Annotated in this window: 14 protein-coding genes and 1 tRNA gene; 10 read left to right on the forward strand and 5 right to left on the reverse strand. The window is 61.4% G+C overall.

The window, feature by feature from the left end; translation table 11 throughout:
• On the reverse strand, window positions 1–687 hold the full coding sequence (locus FGQ61_RS01935; RefSeq protein ID WP_138374400.1) for a DUF5710 domain-containing protein: 687 nt from the start codon (window positions 685–687) through the stop codon (window positions 1–3).
• Between the two features lie 242 nt (window positions 688–929).
• Window positions 930–1,004, reverse strand: a tRNA-Val gene (locus FGQ61_RS01940).
• Between the two features lie 289 nt (window positions 1,005–1,293).
• Between FGQ61_RS01940 and FGQ61_RS01945 the strand changes: the two genes are divergently transcribed.
• The 3 genes from FGQ61_RS01945 (at window position 1,294) to glmM (ending at window position 6,193) form a co-directional block, all read left to right on the forward strand.
• Entirely contained in the window at window positions 1,294–2,316 is a 1,023-nt protein-coding gene (locus FGQ61_RS01945; protein ID WP_171021476.1) for a DMT family transporter, read from the forward strand.
• Window positions 2,317–2,465: 149 nt separating this feature from the next.
• The gene (locus FGQ61_RS01950) at window positions 2,466–4,778 is read left to right on the forward strand and encodes a DUF4012 domain-containing protein (protein WP_138374401.1); all 2,313 of its coding nucleotides are present in this window, start codon (window positions 2,466–2,468) and stop codon (window positions 4,776–4,778) included.
• Between the two features lie 83 nt (window positions 4,779–4,861).
• On the forward strand, window positions 4,862–6,193 hold the full coding sequence (gene glmM / locus FGQ61_RS01955; protein ID WP_138374402.1) for a phosphoglucosamine mutase: 1,332 nt from the start codon (window positions 4,862–4,864) through the stop codon (window positions 6,191–6,193).
• A gap of 97 nt (window positions 6,194–6,290) precedes the next feature.
• Here glmM and FGQ61_RS01960 read toward each other — a convergent pair whose 3' ends face one another.
• Entirely contained in the window at window positions 6,291–7,865 is a 1,575-nt protein-coding gene (locus FGQ61_RS01960; protein ID WP_138374403.1) for a carboxypeptidase M32, read from the reverse strand.
• Window positions 7,866–8,368: 503 nt separating this feature from the next.
• Between FGQ61_RS01960 and pheS the strand changes: the two genes are divergently transcribed.
• The 6 genes from pheS to FGQ61_RS01990 all read left to right on the forward strand — a co-directional run bounded on the left by pheS (window position 8,369) and on the right by FGQ61_RS01990 (window position 15,775).
• A complete protein-coding gene (pheS, locus tag FGQ61_RS01965; protein WP_138374404.1) occupies window positions 8,369–9,445 on the forward strand; it encodes a phenylalanine--tRNA ligase subunit alpha in 1,077 nt (358 codons plus the stop codon).
• A gap of 63 nt (window positions 9,446–9,508) precedes the next feature.
• Window positions 9,509–11,962 (forward strand): phenylalanine--tRNA ligase subunit beta, encoded by a 2,454-nt coding sequence (pheT, locus tag FGQ61_RS01970; RefSeq protein ID WP_138374405.1) that lies wholly within the window; start codon window positions 9,509–9,511, stop codon window positions 11,960–11,962.
• A 167-nt stretch (window positions 11,963–12,129) separates the two neighbouring features.
• The gene (cbiM, locus tag FGQ61_RS01975) at window positions 12,130–13,215 is read left to right on the forward strand and encodes a cobalt transporter CbiM (RefSeq protein WP_138374406.1); all 1,086 of its coding nucleotides are present in this window, start codon (window positions 12,130–12,132) and stop codon (window positions 13,213–13,215) included.
• The gene (locus FGQ61_RS01980; protein ID WP_006235106.1) at window positions 13,193–14,029 is read left to right on the forward strand and encodes an energy-coupling factor transporter transmembrane component T family protein; all 837 of its coding nucleotides are present in this window, start codon (window positions 13,193–13,195) and stop codon (window positions 14,027–14,029) included. The genes cbiM and FGQ61_RS01980 overlap by 23 nt, the downstream gene beginning before the upstream one ends.
• Window positions 14,030–14,075: 46 nt before the next feature.
• Window positions 14,076–14,846, forward strand: a complete 771-nt coding sequence (locus tag FGQ61_RS01985; RefSeq protein WP_225094191.1) for an energy-coupling factor ABC transporter ATP-binding protein — start codon at window positions 14,076–14,078, stop codon at window positions 14,844–14,846.
• Window positions 14,847–14,926: 80 nt separating this feature from the next.
• Window positions 14,927–15,775, forward strand: coding sequence for a hypothetical protein (locus FGQ61_RS01990; RefSeq protein WP_052044001.1), 849 nt, complete (start codon window positions 14,927–14,929; stop codon window positions 15,773–15,775).
• Here FGQ61_RS01990 and FGQ61_RS01995 read toward each other — a convergent pair.
• Both FGQ61_RS01995 and pyk read right to left on the reverse strand, forming a co-directional pair.
• A complete protein-coding gene (locus FGQ61_RS01995) occupies window positions 15,772–16,509 on the reverse strand; it encodes a hypothetical protein (protein WP_138374408.1) in 738 nt (245 codons plus the stop codon). The genes FGQ61_RS01990 and FGQ61_RS01995 overlap by 4 nt on opposite strands.
• 758 nt (window positions 16,510–17,267) lie before the next feature.
• Window positions 17,268–18,728: a pyruvate kinase gene (pyk, locus tag FGQ61_RS02000; RefSeq protein ID WP_138374409.1), complete on the reverse strand. Its 1,461-nt coding sequence runs from the start codon at window positions 18,726–18,728 to the stop codon at window positions 17,268–17,270.
• Between the two features lie 441 nt (window positions 18,729–19,169).
• Here pyk and FGQ61_RS02005 point away from each other — a divergent pair, with 441 nt between their 5' ends.
• Complete coding sequence (locus FGQ61_RS02005) at window positions 19,170–21,851, forward strand: cation-translocating P-type ATPase (RefSeq protein WP_138374410.1); 2,682 nt, start codon at window positions 19,170–19,172, stop codon at window positions 21,849–21,851.
• Window positions 21,852–22,134 lie beyond the last annotated feature (283 nt).

Genomic DNA, 22,134 nt, shown 5'->3' on the forward strand with positions numbered 1-22,134 from the left:
CTACAAATAAATCCCCTCACCGAGTTGCTTGTGGAACTCGGCGTGATGGTCGCGTGCCCAGGTAAAGAGCGCCTGGTCAAAGTCGGTACGCGTGACCGGGACGCCAAAGACGCCGGCAACTTCGACGCGTATAAACTCCAGTGCCGGCAGCTTGTTGATGGCAGTGAGGGCAAACGGGGACGAGGGCTCCTCGAACAGATAGCGGCTGCCTTGCAGCGCGTCGCAACTGGTGCACGTGTTGCCGAGCGACGGGGCTTTGGAGGCTCGCGCGCCTACGGGCTTGTAGCCGCAGCGCTTATGAAGGTAGTCGCGGATCTCGCCCGGTACGCAGCCAAGAGCGGGCACGATGGCGAGTGCGTTGGCGTTGGCCGTGTCGATGGCAATGTGCCCGGCTTCGTTGGGCGCGTGCGCGATGGCGATGCTCTCGTCGTTATCGGCTCGATAGGGAATGCCGAAGGCCGCGACCGAGGTTTCTTTGTGACACTTCCAGCACTCGTGCTTGCCCAGTACTAGATATATATACGGTGCTGAGGGGTCGGATCGGTCAACACCGGGCAGCCACTCGGCAAAGGGTTCGGGGTTGACGCCACTGGGCACATACCAGATCTTCTTGGTCCGGTCCCATTTGGCGCCCAGCGCCTTGGCTTCTTCTTTGTGTGAAAAGGGGACATCGAGCTCGGTGCGCATGGTGGCTCCTTGGTGCTGCAGGTGTAAGTGGCTCAAGGATACCGCAGGGCGCAGACATCGCGGCGTTTTGCTGAGGAGTTGCGGCTTGGATGGGTTCGAGACGCGTTGGCCTCGGCCTCGGTGGCTATTGACGCGGTTTTGTGCATGGGCAGGGTGGTTGCTTGGGCGGTTGGAGCAGCCAGCGGATTTGGCGACATAAAACAAAACAGCCCAGAGGACATAGCCTCTGAGCTGCGAACATTTGGTGGGCGTTAGAAGATTTGAACTTCTGACCTCTTCCGTGTCAGGGAAGCGCTCTCCCCCTGAGCTAAACGCCCGATCAAGGATGCGCAAGCGCGCAAGGGATAATATAACGGAGCCTGAACTCGGTGGCAAGAACATTTTTAAAAATCGCTTACATTGTGGAATTCGGGGGCTTTGTCGTATCCATTTCAAAAGAGCCTGCTGCCGCGATTTGGCTGTCGCATAATGCAAGGCCATTGCGGTATCGAGCTATGGAAAGACGCCTGCGGAATTGTCCTACCGATAAGCGGACAAGCCTCCAGCTGGCGACTTCGCCGTGGTAAGGTAAGCCGAATTGTTTCCAGACTGTTTCGGGGGAGTGGAATGAGCAAAGAGTGTGTCGAGCAGGTCGAAGGCGCAGGGGCTTCGGTGCCGATGACCGATATATCGAACATTGATGTGCCCGAGGGCACCGACGAGCTCAGCCGTAGCACCCGCCGCGCCTGGCGCGGGCGTCTGAACAGCGCTTCGACGCGCAAGATGATCACGGGCGTCTTGGCTACGCTGGTGGGCGGTTCGTTTTGGGGCTTCTCGGGCACCAGCGCGAGTTTTCTGTTCGATACCTACCACGTCGATACCTTGTGGCTTATGAGCGTGCGTCAGATTCTCGCCGGTCTACTCTTTATGGCCGTGGTTGTTACGCGCGACCGCGAGCGCCTGATTAAGCTCTGGACCACACCCGCCGATTGCAAGCAGCTGCTGCTCTTTACCGCCTTTGGCCTGCTGTTCAACCAGTTTTGCTATCTTTCGGCCGTGCGCCTGACCAATGCCGGAACCGCGACGGTGCTCCAGTGCCTGCAGCTGATCATCATCATGGGCTACACCTGCGTGGTCGATCGCCGCAGGCCGCGCGTTCGCGAGGCGATCGGCATTGGTCTGGCCCTCGGCGGTACTTTTTTAATCACCACCGGCGGCGACCCCACCAGCCTGAATATCTCGCCGCTTGGCCTGGCAGCAGGTCTTATGTGTGCGGTCAGCGCCGCGTGTATGGCGGTGATTCCCGCCAAGATCCTGCCCGAATACGGCAGCCCCATCGTCACGGGCTCGGCAATGCTCACGGCGGGCGTGGTCTCGTGCGTCTTCGTGCAGCCTTGGGCGCATATGCCGGCGCTCGACGCCGCCGGCGTCGAGGCGCTTGCGGTGTTCGTGGTTATCGGCTCGTTTTTTGCTTACATGCTCTATATGCAGGGCGTTAAGGACATCGGCTCGGTGCGTGCGAGCCTCATCGGAACTGTGGAGCCGGTTTCGGCGACCATCACCAGCGCCGTTATGCTGGGCACGGTGTTTTTGCCGACCGACCTTATCGGCTTTGCCATGATCATCGTGATGATGTTCCTCACGGTGTAGCTGGCGCCGACGCCAAGACGGAAAAGGTGTTGTGCCGCATTTTCGCCAATTGATGTCCGTGTCTGGAGTTTAGCTGTCGATGCTCAAAATGCCATAAACTAGTAACGTTATGGACATTTTCATTGCGACTCAATTGCGAGGATTTCTTTATGGCTGGTAATCACTTTAAGGGCAGCGATAGCGGCCGTCCTGCAGTTCCGCCGCGTCCGAACGGGGCTGGTAAGGCCGGCACGCCGGGCGGCGCTGGACAGGGCAGTTCCGGTAAGCGCGTGTCCCCGGGCGAGACGGCGATGTTTACCGCTCTGTACGAGCAGTCTCAAAAGGCAAAAAAGACCGGCCGTGCAAAAGGGAATGTCTTTGCGGGCGGTGCAACCTCCGCGTCGCAGCCGAGCGGGGCTCCTTCGGTGCCTGCGAACAACGCAGGTGCTGCCAACGCCGCGAATGCTGCCGGCAACGTTAATGCCGGCAAGGCCGCCAACAATACTCCCCCTGCCGGTGGCGCGGGGCTTACGGGTAACCTTGGCACGATTTACACCGGCGCCTCCGAGACTGGCACGTTCGCCCGCCTGGATGATAGCGGTGCCGAGTTTGCGGGCTCGGGTTCCAAGGAAGATTATTACGATTTTGGCTTGAACTACGGTAGCGATGCTTCGTCGAGTTCGATCTCTGACGGTCTGGTCCGTCATCGCCATCGCAAGGGCGAGCGCAAAAAGCGTCACACCGGCGCCATTATTGCCGCTGTAGTCGCAGTGCTTCTCGTTGTGCTTGGCACAGGCGGCTTTATGCTGCTTAACTCGGCAAAGACCGTAAAGAGCGAAGCGAAGGAGGCTGTCGAGATCGTCGGTGGCCTTAAGGGCAAGGTCACGTCGGGCGATTTTTCGACGCTGCCTGACGACGCGAAGAAGATCGATGAGCTCTGTAACAGCATGAAGGCGGAGACCTCGAGCCCGCTGTGGGCGGCGGCTTCGTTTATCCCGGTGTATGGCAGCGATATCAATGCGGCCCGCACCATGATTGACGCCCTGTCCGATGTCTCGAGCAATGCGCTGGTTCCCATGGCCGATAACCTTTCGCAGGCTACGCCCGGCAAGCTGTTCCAGGACGGCATGATTAACGTGTCCGCGCTGCAGGCGGTCGCCGATTCGCTTTCCAGCAGCTCGAAGGTGTTCAAGAGCGCCAACGAGAAGGTCCAGGGCATTGGCGATACTCATATTTCCCAGGTGACCGAGCTGGTCGATAAGGCCAAGGACGGCTTTGCCACCCTCAACGGTGCGGTTGACGCGGCGGAGAAGGTCGCCCCCGTCCTTCCCCAGATGCTCGGCGCCAACGGCCAGACGCGCAACTACCTTATGTACGCCATGAACAACGTCGAGATTCGTGCTTGCGGCGGCTTTGGCGGTTCGCAGGGCCTGATTTCGGTCACTGACGGCCAGATGTCGATTGGCGAGTTTGTTCCCCGCATTGGACTCAGCGAGGAAGAGGCAGTCGAGAGCGTCGACGAAGAGGATGAGGCGCTGTTCGGCAACCACAGTAACCTGTACAACTCGGGCAATACCTATTCGCCTGATTGGCCCCGCAACTCGCAGCGTGTCGCCGCGCTGTGGAAGTCCCAGTATGGACAGGACGTTGATGGCGTCATCGGTATCGACCCGGTGTTCCTGCAGTATCTGCTGGGCCTGGTCGGTAATGTCTCGCTGCCCGACGGAACGGTTGTCGACGGCACCAACGCCGCAAAGGTTCTCATGCACGATGTGTACTGGAACTATCCGGTCGAGGAGTCTGACGGCATCTTTGCATCCGTCGCCAGCGCTGCCTTCGACAAGATCCTTGGCGGTATCGGCGATGTCGATGTTACGAAGCTTGTCAGCGCCGTTGAGCGCGGTGCCGAAGAGGGCCGCCTGATCGCGTGGATGAGAAACGATGATGAGCAGAATGCCATCAAAGAGACGGGCATTGACGCTTCGCTGCCCGATCCGGATGACCCGAGTGCCGATCCCGTTGCCGGCGTTTACTTTAACAACCTGAGCTTCTCCAAGCTCGACTGGTACCTGAACGCCGATACGCAGATTGGCCAGGGCATCAAGAACGGTGACGGCACGTGCTCCTATCGCATCACCGTTACCCTGACGAACATCATGACGCAGGAGGAGGCTGGCAAGCTGCCCGACTACGTTGCGGCGAGCGCACCCGATGCCGCGCGTGACGACGAGCGTCTGAATGTCTCGTTGTTTGCCCCGACGGGCGGCAACATTACTGATCTGACCGTCGAGGGCACCCAGTTTGGTCTTGGCGCCGCTACGTGGCATGGAATCCCCTTCTATTCGGGCACCGTTGACCTGCATGCTGGCGAGACGACGACGATCACGTATACGCTGACCACGTCGGCCGAGGCGGGGGACAAGCCGCTTACGCTGCGTCAGACTCCTACATGCCAGGCGGCTCGCGACAGCGCGTCGGCGTAGGGTTTTTCTGGTAGCGCAGATAATCGAGTACCATTTTGGGGCGGACAGGCAATCTGTTCGCCCCTATTTTGTAAGGAGAGCGCATGAAGTACTTTGGCACCGACGGCTTTCGCGGTGAGGCCAACGTTGGGCTGACGGTAGAGCACGCTTATAAGATTGGCCGTTTTGTGGGCTGGTATTACGGCGTCAACCGCAGTGCTAAGGCGCGCGTGATCGTGGGCAAGGACACGCGTCGCTCGAGTTACATGTTCGAGGCGGCGCTGGTGAGCGGCCTGGTCGCGAGCGGTGCGGACGCCTATATGCTGCACGTGATCCCCACGCCGGGCGTAGCGCACCAGACCGTGGAAGGCTGCTTCGATTGCGGCATCATGATCAGCGCGAGCCACAACCCGTTTTGCGATAACGGCATTAAGCTCGTCAACAGCGACGGCTTTAAGATGGACGAGGACGTACTGGAGCTCATCGAGGACTACATCGATGGCAAGAGCGAGGTGCCGCTGGCCACGGGCAACCACATCGGTGCCACGGTGGACTACATGCAGGGCCGCAACCGCTACATTGCTTCGCTCATTGCAAGTGCGAACTTTTCGCTGCAGGGCGTCAAGATCGGTATCGACTGCGCCAACGGCTCGGCTTCCTCGGTGGCCAAGCCGGTGTTCGGCGCGCTGGGCGCCGACGTGCGCGTGATCAACGCCGCGCCCGATGGCTTTAACATCAACGTCGACTGCGGCTCCACGCATATGGAGCGTCTGCAGCGCCATGTGGTGGAGCAGGGCCTGGACGTGGGTTTTGCCTACGATGGCGATGCCGACCGCTGCCTGGCCGTGGATGAGCGCGGTCGCGTGGTAGACGGCGACCAGATCCTGTACGTGTGCGGCGTGTATCTGAACAAGCACGGTCGCCTTTCGGGCGGTACCGTGGTGCCGACGATTGCCAGCAACTTTGGCCTGATCAAGTCGTTGGAGCTTGCCGGCCTGAGCGCCGTGACCAGCGGCGTGGGCGACCGTCACGTGTATGCCAAGATGCGCGAGGGGGGCTACAGCCTGGGCGGCGAGCAGACGGGCCATACGATCTTTGGCGATATCGAGCGCACGGGCGACGGCATTATGACCTCGCTGCGCGTGATGGAAGTGATTCGTGCCGAGCGCGAGACGCTCTCGCAGCTCACGGCTCCGTGCAAGCTGCTGCCGCAGGCGCAGGTGGCCGTGCGCGTGGCGGACAAGGACGCCGCGCTCGAGAACATGGGCGTGCAGAACGCCATCGCCGAGGCCGAGGTTGCGCTGGCAGGCGAGGGCCGCGTGCTCGTGCGCAAGAGCGGAACCGAGTCGGTTATCCGCGTGCTGGCCGAGGCGCCCGACCAAGCATCCGCCGATGCCGCCATGAAGCGCATCGCCGCCGCGCTGGAAGCTCTGTAAGGTAGTCATTGGGGACGTTCTTAAACAACTAGGTGGAAAGGGGACGCCGCGGATTGGTTCCGCGGCGTCCCCTTTGCGTTGACGTGTCGGTTATGCCTTACAGCTCGTAGAGCGTGGTGAACTTGTCCTGCAGGTAGCTGCAGTAGTAGCGGGCATCGAACGCCATGCCGCACGCGCCCTTGATGAGCTCCGGCGCGTCCTTGGCGCGGCCCCACTGCCAAATGTGCTCGCCCAGCCAGGCGCGGACGGGTGTCAGGTCGCCGCTCGCACAGGCGCCGTTGAGGTCGACACCGTCGCGGCACATGGCCGGCACAAACATGGCGTCGTAGGCGCTGCCCAGCGCATAGGTGGGGAAGTAGCCAAACGAGCCGCCGCTCCAGTGCGTATCCTGTAGGCAGCCGTGCGTGTCGTCGGGAACGGGAATGCCCAGGTACTCATCCATGAAGCGGTTCCAAAGCGCAGGGATATCCTTGGCCGTGGCCTCGCCGGCAAACAGCATGCGCTCGATCTCGTAGCGCACCATAACGTGCAGCGGATAGGTGAGCTCGTCGGCCTCGGTGCGGATCAGCGAAGGCTGCGCGATGTTCACGGCGTGGTAGAGCGTGTCCTCGTCGACGTCGCCGTAGACCTCGGGTGCGTGGCGGCGCAGCACCTCGAGCAGCGGTCCCATAAAGGCGCGGCTGCGACCTACGGTGTTCTCGAAAAAGCGGCTCTGGCTCTCGTGGATGCCCATGGAGGTGCCGCCCTCAAGACAGGTGCGCGCATAGGCGGGATTGACGCCCAGCTCGTACATGGCGTGTCCCGCTTCGTGGATGATGCTGTAGACGTTGGAGATGCAATCGTCCTCGTAGATGTGTGTCGCGATGCGCGCGTCACCCACGGCAAAGCCCTCGCTAAACGGGTGCTCGGTAAAGGCAAGCGTGGTGTCGTTCAGGTTCAGGCCGACGAGCTTCATAAGGTCGAAGCTCATGGCGCGCTGGGCGGCCTCGGGCACGCGGGCGTGCAAAAAGTCGGCAGCGGGCTGCTGGCCGCGCTCGCCGATGGCGTGCACGAGTGGCACGACCGTTGCCTTGACCTCGTCACAAAACGCATCGAAGCTCTTGGCGGAAAGACCGCGCTCGTACTGGTTGAGCCAAACGTCGTATGGGTCGCGCTTGGGGTCCATAAGCTCGGCCTGATGCTTGAGCTGGCCCACAATCTTGTCCACATAGGGCTCAAAGCTTGCCCAGTCATTGGCCGTCTTGGCCTTGTGCCACACGGCGTCGGCCTTGCAGGTGAGCCTGGTCCAGGCCTCGGCCTCCTCGGTGGGAATGACGCTCGCTTCGCGCTGGTCGCGGCCGAGCACGCGAATCTCGTCGAGCAGCTGCGGGTCGTCGATCTTTTCGCCCGCGACCGTCTCGCGCGCGAGAGAGCGCACGAGCTCAACGGACTTTTTGCTGGTCAGGAGCTTGTGATGTTCGCCGGCAAGGGTGCCCATAGCATCGGCGCGGGCCGCGGCGCCGTTGGCGGGGGCAATCGTCGCGCCATCGAACTCGGCAATCTTGAGCAGGTACTCGCGGGTCCACAGTTTGCCTTCGAGCTTGCGGAGCTTCTTGATGCCCTTGCCCGCCTTGGCGCTCTTAGAGGCCTTGGCCACGGCGGCCTTGGCCTTCTTATCGAGTTTCTTTCCCATACCTATATCCTTGATCTCGCAGACCGGACGCCACGGGTAGGCGTGCGGCCAGTTTGCACAGCTACCCGTCTTGTACCCAGTGCGAACAAAACGGAACGCGGCGATATGCTCGCAGAATGTGTTATCCTATAGCCCAATGCGTTGACGGAGAGGGTTTGCCCGCCGCGTCGCCGGCAAGAGAGGGAAGGTCATGGGCTGCAAGCCTTCCTGCGGTGGCAAGGGCCAAGCGTTCACTCCCGAGCAGCGACCTCAACGGGCGCGCGGCCAGCGGCGGCGAAGCCCCAGTAGGGAAGCCGTGAGCCTCGCGACAAGGGGCGCAGAGTGGGCGCGGCGGGCCAGACATCCGCCGGGTCAAACAAGGTGGTACCGCGGAATTCAACCGTCCTTGGGCAATGCACATGCCCGAGGGCGGTTTTTTGTTACCGAACCGGGCCGCGTTTTCGCAGCGCCAAGCGGCATCGGTCGTCCCGGCAGGCGAATGCGCGAGAGACGAAAGGGAAGACATGAGTCTGATTGATGATCTGGTCAAACTCGAGGAAGAGGCCAAGGAGCTCGTCGCAGGCGCCGACGACGCCGCCAAGCTCGAGGCTGCGCGCGTTGAGCTGCTCGGCCGCAAGGGTCGTATTACCGGCCTGATGCGTATGATGGGCAAGCTCGCCCCCGAGGATCGTCCCGTGATGGGCAAGCGCGCCAACGAGATGCGCCAGCTGATCGAGGGCATGCTCGACGAGCGCACCACCGAGATGAAGGCCGCCGCCCTCAAGCACGCACTTGAGCGCGAGGCCGTCGATATCACGCTGCCGGGCATCCGTCCGCAGATCGGTCACCAGCACCTGATCAAGCAGATCATCGAGGAGGCCGAGGACATCTTCTGCGGCATCGGCTACACCGTCGAGTCCGGTCCCATGGTCGAAACCTCCTACTACAACTTCACCGCGCTCAACGCCCCCATGGATCACCCGAGCCGCTCGGCCCGCGACACCTTCTACGTGGTCGACAACAACCCCGGCAGCGTCGCACACCCCGAGGCTCACGCCCACGGCGAGTCCGACGTGCTGCTGCGCACCCAGACCTCGGGCGTGCAGATCCACACCATGGAGTCGCAGAAGCCGCCCATCTACATGATCTGCCCGGGCACCGTCTATCGTCCCGACACGGCCGACGCCTGCCACCTGCCGCAGTTCAACCAGATCGAGGGCCTGGTCGTCGACGAGGGTATCACCTTTGGCGATCTTAAGGGCACGCTCGACTACTTTGTTAAGTGCATGTTTGGCGAGGATCGCAAGACGCGCTATCGCCCGCACTTCTTCCCCTTCACCGAGCCTTCCTGCGAGGTGGACGTGAGCTGCCACGTGTGCGGCGGCAAGGGCTGCAACTTCTGCAAGCACAGCGGCTGGATCGAGATCCTGGGCTGCGGCATGGTCGACCCCAACGTCCTGATCAACTGCGGCATCGACCCCGAGAAGTACACCGGCTTCGCCTTTGGTATTGGCGCCGAGCGCGTCGCGGCACTGCGCTACGACCTGCCCGACCTGCGCACGTTGATGACTGGTGACATGAGGTTCTTGAACCAGTTCTAGAACGCTTTCTTCTTAGTTGCAGTTTCCGGCTCAAAGCCGCATTTATGAAAGGAGACCAGTTAGATGCGCGTTTCTTACGACTGGCTCAAGACCATGATCGATATTCCGGAGGATCCCAAGACCCTTTCGGACGAATATATCCGTACCGGCACCGAGGTCGAGGCGATCGACACCGTGGGCGAGTCCTTCGACCACGTGGTGACCGCCAAGGTGCTCACCAAGACCCCGCACCCCGATAGCGACCACATGTATGTGTGCTCGGTCGACGTGGGTGACAAGAACCTCGACGCCGACGGCAACCCCGCTCCGCTGCAGATCGTCTGCGGCGCGCAGAACTTCGAGGCCGGCGACCACATCGTCGCGGCCATGATTGGCGCCGTGCTTCCCGGCGACGTCAAGATCAAGAAGAGCAAGCTTCGCGGCGTCGTGTCCATGGGCATGAACTGCTCCGCGCGCGAGCTCGGCTTGGGCGGCGACCACTCCGGCATCATGATCCTGCCCGAGGATACGCCCTGCGGCATGCCGTTTGCCGAGTACGTGGGCTCGAGTGATACCGTGCTCGACTGCGAGATTACGCCCAACCGCCCCGACTGCCTGTCCATGATCGGCATGGCCCGCGAGACCGGCGCCATCTTCGACCGCGATTTCCACGTTGAGCTGCCCGCCATTAAGGCCGAGGCCGGCCGCGCGACCGACGACGAGCTTTCCGTCGAGATCGCTGACGAGGGCCTGTGCGACCGCTACGTTGCCCGCATCGTGCGCAACGTCAAGGTCGGCCCGTCGCCCGACTGGATGGTCAAGCGCCTCAACGCCCTGGGCGTGCGTCCGCACAACAACATCGTCGACATCACCAACTATGTGATGATGCTCACCGGTCAGCCGCTGCACGCCTTTGACCTGGACACCTTTGCCGAGCGCGACGGTCATCGCCGCGTGGTGGTTCGCGCCGCCCAGCAGGACGAGAAGTTCACGACGCTCGACGGCGAGGAGCGCACGCTCGACGCCGGCATGGGCCTTATCACCGACGGCGAGCGCCCCGTGGCGTTGGCCGGCGTTATGGGCGGCATGGATTCCGAGATCGAGGACGACACCGTCGACGTGATGGTCGAGAGTGCTTGCTTCAACGCCGGTCGCACCTCGCACACCAGCCGCGATCTGTCGCTGATCTCCGATGCCTCCATCCGTTTTGAGCGCCAGGTCGATGAGACCGGCTGCGTGGATGTCGCCAACGTTACCTGCGCGCTGATCGAGGAGATCGCCGGCGGCGAGGTCGCTCCCGGCTACGTCGACGTGTTCCCCGCGCCCAAGACCATCGACAGCATCAAGCTGCGCCTGGCCCGCGTGCACGCCATTTGCGGTGCCGACATCGAGCCCGAGTTTATCGAGCGTTCGCTCACTCGCCTGGGCTGCACCGTCGAGCGCGACGGCGAGGACTTTATGGTTACCCCGCCGAGCTTCCGTCCCGACCTGCCGCGCGAGATCGATCTGATCGAGGAGGTCCTGCGCCTATGGGGCATGGGCCGTGTGACGGCGACCATCCCGGCTGCCAAGAACCATATTGGCGGCCTGACCCGCGAGCAGAAACTCACCCGTAAGGTCGGCGAGATCCTGCGCGCCTGCGGCCTCAACGAGACCACGACTTTCGGCTTTGCCGCCCCGGGCGACCTTGAGAAGATCGGTATGTCCACCGAGGGCCGTGGCTGCCCCGTGGTGCTCATGAACCCGCTGGTGGCCGAGCAGACCGAGATGCGCCGCTCGCTGCTGCCGGGTCTGCTGCAGTCTGTGGCCTACAACGAGGCCCACGGCACGCCCAACGTGCACCTGTACGAGGTCGGCAGCCTGTTCCACGGCCGCGAGAACGCTAGCCTGCCCAAGGAGACCAAGTCCGTGGCGGGTGTGCTCTCGGGCCAGTGGAGTGAGCAGTCCTGGAACATGAAGTATCGCAAGCTGCGCTTCTTCTTTGGTAAGGGCATTGTCGAGGAGTTGCTCGCTCAGCTGCGCATCGAGAAGGTGCGCTTCCGTCCCGCCGAGGGCGAGAGCTATGCCTTCCTGCAACCGGGTCGTGCTGCCGAGGTACTCTCGGGCGGTACCGTGCTGGGCTGGGTCGGCGAGATTCACCCCGAGGCGCGCGAGGCCTGCGGCATAGATGAGGTCGTCGTTGCCTTTGAGCTCGATCTGGACAAGCTGATCAAGGGTGCCCGCAACCAGGAGAACTACCGTGAGTTCTCGCAGTACCCGGCTGTTGAGCACGACCTTGCAATCGTGGTCGACAACTCCGTGACCTGCGAGGACCTCGAGCGCCGTATTACCAGTGCCGGCGGCAAGCTGCTCGAGGGCGTGCGCCTGTTCGATGTCTACCGCGATCCGGTCCGCATTGGCAAGGGCAAGAAGTCCATGGCCTTTGCGCTTACGTATCGCTCCGACGATCACACGCTCACCAGCGAAGAGGTCGAGAAGGCGCACCAGAAGATCGTCACCAAGGTGTGCAAGGGCGTAAACGGCGAGGTCCGCGGCTAAGATCGCTTGCGTCTGTGACGAATGTATTGCAAAACGGCGCACTGCTTTGTTGGCAGTGCGCCGTTTGCTATGATAGCCGGCGGCGTGTTACGAATCTATCAATACGTAACACTATCAAGGTGATTCAAACGGTGCTGCGATTGCGTGCCGACAATCGGGAGGCATACATGCACATTCCAGATAATTATCTGTCCCCGCAGACCGATGCCGTCATGGCGGTGGCGATGGTGCCCGTTTGGGTTCACTGCATCAAGAAGGTGCGCGCCACGCTCGATCGCGAGCACATGGCTTTTCTGGGCATCTGCGCCGCGTTCTCCTTTTTGCTCATGATGTTCAACGTGCCGCTGCCCGGCGGCACCACGGGTCACGCCGTCGGCGGTGCGCTCATCGCACTGCTGCTGGGTCCCGAGGCCGCTGCCATCGCGGTTTCGGTCGCGCTGGCGCTGCAAGCGCTGCTGTTTGGCGACGGCGGCATCCTGTCCTTTGGCGCTAACTGCTTTAACATGGCCTTCGTGTTGCCGTTTGCCGCAGCCATCGTGTTCCGCGCGCTTAACAGCCGTTTGCACGACAAGAGCTGGGGCACCTCGGTTTCGGCCATCGTAAGCGGCTGGGTCGGCCTGTGCCTGGCGGCCCTGTGCGCAGCAATCGAGTTTGGTATTCAGCCGATGCTTTTCACGAATGCTTCGGGCGCTCCGCTGTACTGCCCCTTCCCGCTGTCCATTGCCATTCCGGCCATGATGATCCCGCATATGTTGGTAGCCGGCGTGGTCGAGGGCGTGGCGACTGCCGCGATCTACGGCTTTATCAAGAAGACGGCGCCGAGCGTTATCGTCGGCCCCGAAGCCGCCGATGGACAGCTTGCTGCCGAGGGCGCTGCTGCAAAGAAGACCTCGCTGGTCCCCACGCTCATCTTGGTTGCCGTGCTTGTCGTGGCCACGCCGCTGGGCCTGCTGGCCACGGGTGACGCCTGGGGTGAGTGGGACGCCGAGGGCGCCGCGACCGCCGTTCAGGAGGCTGGCGACGACAGCCTGCAGGCTTCGGTCGGTCTCGACACCCCGACCTTTGCCGACGCTCTGCCTACGGGTGATTACCTGCAGGCCTATTCCGAGGAGCAGGGTCTCGGCTTTGCCGGTCAGGCTGCCATGTATATCTTGTCCGGCGTGATTGGCGTGGCGGTGCTCACCATCGCATTCCGTCTGATCTCGCTGACGGTCAAGGAAAGCGGAGCCCATGGCGATGGTCGAGCTGCCTAGCTGGCTTGCGGCCGAGGAGCGATACGAGCCCACGGGCGCTCGTCATCGCGTGATGCAAAAGAACGTCCTGCACCTGGCGAGCCTGCTTGAGCGGGTTCGCCTGGGTGGAGGCGCGCACGAGGGCGGGTCGATGGTCGACCGCGCCCTTTCTTGCGTTTCGGCTCCGGTGCGCCTGGTGGGGATATTCGTTTGCGTCCTGTGCGTGTGCCTGACACAAAGCCCGCTGTACCTCATGTTGATGGCGGCCATTGCGCTGGTGCTCGTTGCCGTGCGTCCCATACGCGGGCTGCGCGCGACCTTTGTGCCGGCGCTTGGCGCCGCGGGGCTCGCAGTGGTTTTGGCGCTGCCTGCCCTGCTGCTGGGTGCTTCCGCTACGGGCGCCATGCTCAAGATTGCGCTCAAGACCTTCATTAATGTGTCGCTGGTGCTGGGCGCTTCGTGGACCCTCACGTGGAGCCGCATGTCGGCGGCGCTCAAGATGCTGCATCTACCCGACGAAGTTATCTTTACGTTTGATATGGCGCTCAAGCACATCGAGGTGCTGGGTCGTACGGCGCACGATCTGTGCGAATCGGTCATGCTGCGCAGCGTTGGCCGTGCGCCCGAGGGATTTTCGCGTACCGATTCGATCGCGGGTATCATGGGCATGACCTTTATCAAGGCGATGAAATGCAGCCGCGCGATGGACGAGGCTATGCTTTGCCGCGGCTTTGCCGGTGCGTATCCGGCTCCCGCGCGCGCCAGGTTTGGCTGGCGCGATGCGGCCTATGCGGCCGGCGTGGCGCTGCTGACAGTGTTGTGCGCCGTGCTGTAGGCGCTGCTGGTTCCGACTGGGGATGCAAATGGGGAAGGGCGACGTTTTGACGATCGATATGAATAGTGCGGCGGGCACGAACGGTGTGGGCGGCGCCGAGGTCGTTCCGCTCATCGAGCTGCGCGACGTGGTGTTCTCCTATGCGGGGCATACGGTTGTCGATGGCGTGTCGCTGCAGGTCGATCGTGGTGAACTCGTTGCCCTGCTCGGTCCCAACGGCTGCGGCAAGACGACGATTATGCGTCTTATTAACGGCCTTGAACTCGCGGACGCAGGGGCATACCTGTTTGACGGGCACGTGGTCGATGCGGCGTATCTGAAGGATTCTGCTGCTGCTCAGAAGTTCCACCAGCGCGTGGGCTTCGTGTTCCAAAACGCCGATGCCCAGCTGTTCTGCGCCACGGTGGACGAGGAAGTTGCTTTTGGTCCCGCGCAGATGGGGCTGCCGGCAGACGAGCTCGAGCGCCGCGTGCGCGATGCCATGGGGCTGTTCCAGGTTGCCGACCTTGCCGACGCCTCTCCCTATCAGCTCTCGGGCGGGCAAAAGAAGCGTGTGGCGCTGGCGGCAGTTGTATCGATGAACCCCGATATCCTAGTGCTCGATGAGCCCACCAATGGGCTCGACGAGGATTCATGCGACATCGTGGTCAACTTCTTGCTGGCCTACGTCGCGGCGGGTAAGACGGTCTTGATGAGCACGCATCACCAGGATTTGGTGCGACGCCTGGGTGCCCGTGCAATCTATATCGATCGATATCACCATGTGGTCGAGGCGCCTTCGCCGTCGTATGGAACCGAAAGCGGTACTACGGACTAGTTGCTGCGTAGAGCGTGCGTAGCCGCCCGCGCGGCTTTGCCGTGATGGTATAGTTATCCAGGTTTTTTATGGGGGTGGCTATGCCAAGTTGGAACATTCATATCGCTCAGACGGAGCGTTTGCTGGAGCGCACCGGTGCACTTGCCAATAGCGTGCGCGACCGCAATGCCTTTTTGTTTGGCTGCGTGGTTCCGGATATCTTCGTGGGCTATATGGTCCCTGGCATCGCCGATCCCATCCCGTACCGCATTACGCACTTTGCAAAGCCCGAGCCTATCCCTAAGCCTCGTGAGCATGAGTTCTGGGATACCTATGTGGCACCGTTGCTTAAAAGTTCGCCCACCGGTGCGCCAGCCGCGGCTACCTCGATTGTCGAGGAGCGCGAGCGACTGAATCGCGTGCATTATCCCCAACGTTACAAGGACGCCGAGCCGGTCGCCGGTCCCGGTGCTAGCGAGCTTTCGCTCGCGCCCGATGACGTGGCGCAGTCGCTGCTCGATCTGACGCTGGGCGTTTGGTCGCATCTGGTGGCCGATACCGTATGGAATACGCGTGTGAATCAGTACCTGGAGGCGCACGGCGGCAAGCCGTGCGAGGAATTCCGCATTAAAAAGCAAGGCGACTTTGACTGGTTTGGCAAGACACTCGGCATCGTTTCGATACCGCGCGCGACCGATCGCCTGTATACTGCGGCGACCCGTTTTGGTCAGTATCCCATCCATAAGGAGTATGTGCTCAAGACCATCGGCGTTATGCACGAGATTGTACGCGAAAACCCCGGCGAGTCCGATCATCCGCCGTATCGCCTGCTAACCGAGGAGTTTTTCGATACAACGTTTACCGAGGTCATCGAGCTAACCGAGGCGGGATTTGCGGCTCGCGTCGAATCGCCCGATATGCCTGCGCTTCCCCTGATTGCTAGCTGCTAGCTGGCCGGCTTGGCGGTGAATAGCTCAACCCAATTGACAAGTAGCTCTTGCCGCAGGGTGACTTCGGCGGCGCGCTCCTGTTTGGTCTTTGGGGTGTAGGAAAGTCCAGCCTTTTTATGGATGAGCTCGGCTATGTGGTCGAAGCTCTTCTTATCCTTAATCTGGCCAAAGGTAATTTGGATGACGTCGTAGCCCATGCTTGTGAGCGCGGTGGCGCGCTCGGCATCGGAGAGGCTCGCGGCTTCGCTGTCGTGGGCGGAGCGGCCTTGGCATTCAAGGATGACACCCATGCTGTCGGTGGCGCTTTCGATGAGGATATCGGCGTAGCAGCAGGTTTTGTCATACAGCGAGCGCGCGGCGTCGCTGAGTGGGATGCGCACGTTGTTTGCGATGTTGATGCCCATGCCGCCCTCGTCGCGGGGGAGCGAGATAAGCATGGAGGTCTGTACTTCGAAGGGCGAGGCGGTCTGTCCTGTCATGCGTTCGGCGGCCCAGCGGAGCTGCTTAACACCGCGCAGGCCTGCGGCCTGCTTGGCGAACGCGGCGATATCCGCTGCGGAAAGAAGCGGCGTGCGCTTCCACAGGTTGGTATCCTTGCCGTTGACGTCGATAACCCGCTCCCAGCCGCAGTTGGGTGGAATGAGCTTAAGCGAAATAGCTTCATCAAGTTGCCGTTGCGCTCGTTTGCAGGGTGTATACACAGCAAACGAGCTGCACATCTCATAACACGCCATAAGCAGCTGGTTGCGTGAGACCTGCGTAGCAAGGTTGAGCAGTGTGAACTCGGGCGATGTGACATCAAACCCATGCTCGGTTTGCCTAAACGACCCGGGAGGCGGCTCTTGGGTCAGGAGGTGCGATTTAAACAGGCTTCGCGACCCGGATTGTGCCCGAGTGAATACAATCCTGTGAAGCGGTGCGTGAAGCAGGTCTTTTACAACTGCATGACTTCCGAGGCCGCAACATCTGCGATCCATATTGCCAAGGCTAATGGCAGGGTAAAGGCCTAATATCTGTGGCGGGATACGGTGATAGTAAAAAGCGGATTGACCGCATAGCGTCAGGTCCATGATGTCCTCCTGGTCGAAATATGCTTTTGGACCGTGCGATGCCAGTGTCAATTCGGAAGTATGCGGCAAAATCTAAACCTTGTGAGCAGACCTGGCTTTTGAGGCTAGTTTATCAGGCATTTTGTTGCGAAAAAACGGGGTGTGCTCGGAGGTATCAGAATTTGCCGCATACTTCCGAAAAGCAGGTCAATCCGGCTCTTGCTAAAACGATTTAGCAGCGTCGGTTAAGGTGTGGGTTTGCCACCGGGCGAACACTTTTAGCGCTTGGGACTTTATTCATTGGGTCTCGAAGGGTGGATTTCGCGCTTTTGGTAAAGAAATGAGTGTGTGTTTTGCCGTGCGCCGGCATTGGCACAGAAAAAGGGCCCGGAAGGCTTCGCCTTCCGGGCCCTTTGCGATGCAAGTGTGCTTGCAAGTACGACTTAGCGCACCTGAGCGACGTAAGCGACGTTGGTCGAGGAGACCTTGTCCTCGAGCTGGACGCTCATGCGGGGATCGCCAGCGGTGGCGACGGTCAGGTCGCCGGCCTCGACGTAGCCGAGCTCCTTAGCGGTCTCGATCGCCTTGACGATCGTGCCGTTGACGGTGCCCTGGGTAATCTCGGCCTGGTGCGGGATAACGCCCCAGTACATGATCATCTGCTGGACGGCCCACTCGTGGCGGGAGAACGCGCAGATCGGCATGTTGGGACGGAAGTGCGAGATCAGGCGAGCAGTACGGCCGGTGGTCGTCGGCACGGTGATGCACTTGGCGCCAACGGTGGTGGCCATGTTCACAGCGGACATACCCACAACGTTGTTGACAACGCGGGTGCCGTGAGCGTCAGCCGGAACCTCGAGCGGAGCGTGAGCCGGGAGGTACTTCTCGGTCTCGAGAGCAATGCTGGCCTGCATCTTGACGGCCTCGACCGGGTACTTACCGGCAGCGGACTCGCCGGACAGCATAACGGCGTCGGTGCCGTCGTAAATGGCGTTAGCAACGTCGGCAACCTCGGCGCGCGTCGGGCGCGGGTTCTGCTGCATGGAGTCGAGCATCTGCGTAGCGGTGATAACGGGCTTGTAGGCCGCGTTGCACTTGGCGATGATCTCCTTCTGGATGTGCGGAACGAGCTCGGGCTTGATCTCGATGCCCAGGTCGCCACGGGCGACCATGATGCCGTCGGAAGCCTCGAGGATCTCGTCGAAGTTCTCGACGCCCAGGGCGCACTCGATCTTCGGGAAGATCGTCACGTGCTCGCCGCCGTTCTCGCGGCAAAGCTCGCGGATGCCGCGGACGGACTCGCCGTCGCGGATGAAGGAAGCGGCGATGTAGTCGATGTTCTCGGTCAGGCCAAAGAGGATGTCCTGACGATCGCGCTCGGTGATGGCGGGCAGCGAGATGTTGACGTTGGGCATGTTGACGCCCTTGCGCTCGCCGATCAGGCCGTCGTTCTTAACGACGCAGGTCATGTCCTGGCCGTCGACGGACTCGACCTCGAGGGCAACCAGGCCGTCATCGATCAGGATGAGGGAGCCCTTCTCGACCTCGGAGGGCAGAGCCAGGTAGTCGAGGGAGATGTGCTCAGAGGTGCCGTGGAAATCCTCGGTCGTGGGCTGAGCGGTGACGACGATCTTGTCGCCGGTCTTGACGGCAACCTTCTTGCCGTCGACCAGAAGGCCGGTGCGGACCTCGGGGCCCTTGGTGTCGAGCAGGATGCCGACGGGCATACCGAGCTCCTTGGAAATACGACGGACGCGCTCGATGCGACCGTGGTGCTCGTCGTAGGAGCCGTGCGAGAAGTTAAAACGGGCGACGTTCATGCCCGCCTTGATCATCTCGCGGATGGTCTCGTCGCTATCGCAGGCGGGACCCATGGTGCATACAATCTTGGTGCGCTTGTACATTCAGACCTCCATCTGACATCGTCTTGCGCTGATAGATAAACCATAAGAAATAAAACCGAGTTGATTATAACGAAATGGCGTCCGAATACCCCAAAAAATCGACCGTATGCCGAATTAGAAGTTCATTTTTTGCGGAAAAACGGTATATGCAAAAACTTTACCAACCGTTCTAACCGCTGCTATCTGGGCGATATTTCAATTTGATGATGCGCCGAAGAAAAAACGTTTTATCAGTATTGAGCATCACACGGTCTGCACCGTTGCTTATGGACCATATTTCCAAATGGATTGTTTTGGCTAGACGCGTTGCTTTGGGGTACCATAGCTCCACTATCAACTGCCGCTCAGCACGGCAGCCTTGATGAGCCCTTGCCCTTCTCCTGGGAATTATGATCGGGCATCAATCTGCTGAGTGGCCCGAATCCCAGGAGGGGACTCTATATGCAAAAGGAATACCTGTCCGCCGCGGCGGAGGTGCTCAGCGACCAAGGTGTCGATGAGAACCTCGGCCTGAGCGACGACGAGGCGTCGTCGCGCCTCGCTAAGACAGGCCCTAACAAGCTCGAGGAAGCCGAGAAGACGCCGCTGTGGAAGCGCTTCTTTGAGCAGATGGCCGACCCCATGGTCATCATGCTGATCGTTGCCGCCGTCATCAGCGCGCTCACGGGCATGGTCAAGGGCGAGGCGGACTTTGCCGATGTCGCCATCATCATGTTCGTCGTTATCGTCAACTCGGTGCTGGGCGTGGTCCAGGAGGCTAAAAGCGAGGAGGCTCTCGAGGCCCTGCAGGAGATGAGCGCGGCGCAGTCCAAGGTGCTGCGCGACGGCAAGCTCGTGCACCTGCCGAGCGCCGAGCTCGTGCCCGGTGACGTGATCATGCTCGAGGCGGGCGACTCCGTCCCGGCCGACTGCCGCGTGCTCGAGAGCGCCACGATGAAGATCGAGGAGGCCGCCCTTACCGGCGAGTCCGTGCCCGTCGAGAAGCATGCCAACGTGATCGAGCTCGCCGCCGGCACCGACGACGTGCCGCTCGGCGACCGCAAGAACATGTGCTACATGGGCTCCACCGTGGTGTACGGCCGTGGCCGCGCCGTCGTAGTCGGTACCGGTATGAACACCGAGATGGGTAAGATCGCCGGCGCCCTGGCCGAGGCCAAGGAAGAGCTCACGCCGCTGCAGGTGAAGCTTGCCGAGCTCAGCCGCATCCTCACTATCATGGTTATCGTCATCTGCGTCGTTATCTTTGGCGTCGACATCATCCGCCACGGCGTGGGCAACGTTCTCACCGACCCGACCGCGCTGCTCGATACCTTTATGGTCGCTGTCTCGCTTGCCGTCGCCGCCATCCCTGAGGGTCTGGTTGCCGTCGTGACTATCGTGCTTTCGCTCGGCGTGACCAAAATGGCCAAGCGCCAGGCGATTATCCGCAAGCTCTCTGCCGTCGAGACCCTTGGCTGCACGCAGACCATCTGCTCCGACAAGACCGGTACCCTTACCCAAAACAAGATGACCGTCGTCAAGCACGAGCTCGCTGCGCCTAAGGAGAAGTTCCTGGCCGGTATGGCGCTGTGCTCCGATGCCCAGTGGGACGAGGACCTGGGCGAGGCCGTTGGTGAGCCGACTGAGTGCGCGCTCGTCAACGATGCCGGCAAGGCTGGTCTTACTGGCCTGACTGCCGAGCACCCGCGCGTGGGCGAGGCCCCGTTCGACTCGGGCCGTAAGATGATGTCCGTGGTCGTCGAGACCCTGGACGGCGAGTATGAGCAGTACACCAAGGGCGCGCCCGACGTGGTGATCGGCCTGTGCACCCATATCTACGACGGCGACAGGGTCGTTCCGCTGACCGAGGAGCGTCGCGCCGAGCTCGTGGCCGCCAACAAGGCCATGGCCGACGAGGCCCTGCGCGTGCTGGCGCTGGCAAGCCGCACCTACACCGAGGTCCCGAGCGACTGCAGCCCCGCTGCGCTCGAGCACGACCTGGTCTTCTACGGCCTGTCCGGCATGATTGACCCTGTCCGCCCCGAGGTCTCCGACGCCATCCGCGAGGCCCACGACGCCGGTATTCGCACCGTCATGATCACGGGCGACCATATCGACACCGCCGTGGCCATTGCCAAGCAGCTGGGAATCGTCACCGATCGCAGCCATGCCATTACCGGTGCCGACCTCGACCGCATGAGCGACGAGGAGCTCGACGCGCACATCGAGGACTACGGCGTGTACGCCCGCGTCCAGCCCGAGCACAAGACGCGCATCGTCGAGGCCTGGAAGTCGCGCGACCAGATCGTCGCCATGACCGGCGACGGCGTCAACGACGCCCCGTCCATCAAGCGCGCCGACATCGGCGTCGGTATGGGCATCACCGGCACCGACGTCACCAAGAACGTTGCCGACATGGTGCTTGCCGACGACAACTTCGCCACCATCATCGGTGCCTGCGAAGAGGGCCGTCGCATCTACGACAACATCCGCAAGGTCATCCAGTTCCTGCTTTCGGCCAACCTTGCCGAGGTGTTCTCGGTGTTTATCGCCACGCTCATCGGCTTTACCATCTTCCAGCCGGTGCAGCTGCTGTGGGTGAACCTGGTCACCGACTGCTTCCCCGCGCTCGCGCTGGGCATGGAGGACGCCGAGGGCGACATCATGAAGCGCAAGCCGCGCAACGCCAAGGACGGTGTCTTTGCCGGTCACATGGGCCTGGACTGCGTGGTCCAGGGTCTGATTATCACCGTGCTGGTGCTGGCGAGCTTCTTTGTGGGCGTGTACTTTGACATGGGCTACATCCACATCGTCGATATGATCGCCGGCAATGCCGACGAGGAAGGCGTGATGATGGCGTTCATCACGCTCAACATGGTCGAGATTTTCCACTGCTTCAATATGCGCAGCCGTCGTGCGTCACTGTTCACCATGAAGAAGCAGAACAAGTGGCTGTGGGCTTCTGCCGCGCTGGCACTGGTGCTGACGGTGATCGTGACCGTGCAGCCGACGCTTGCCGAGATGTTCTTTGGCCCCGTGACGCTTGAGCTCAAGGGCGTTCTTGCCGCGCTGGGCCTGGCCTTCCTGATCATCCCGCTGATGGAGATCTACAAGGCGATCATGCGCGCGGTCGAGAAGGAGTAGGTCGAAAGGCCATCCTTCCCACCGGCCCGACCGCCTGCGGGGTTTCTTCTTCGCTGGTCCTCGCGCTTCGCGCTGCGGGATCGCTCAGAAGAAACCCCTCCCGGCGGGCGGGCCTTCGGATGACCTCTCGGGACCGTAAGCTGAGGAAAAGTTTGTGAGCTGGTCGGGCTTTGCCCGGCCAGCTCTTTTTGATTTAAAATACCTGCTCAGTTGTGATTTATGGTGCTGGGAGGCGCTTGTGGGCAAGGCGAAGGCTAAGGCGAAGAAAAAGACGACGGGGGCG

The organism is Collinsella aerofaciens, from assembly GCF_005844325.1.
Classification (GTDB): Bacteria; Actinomycetota; Coriobacteriia; order Coriobacteriales; family Coriobacteriaceae; genus Collinsella; species Collinsella aerofaciens_G.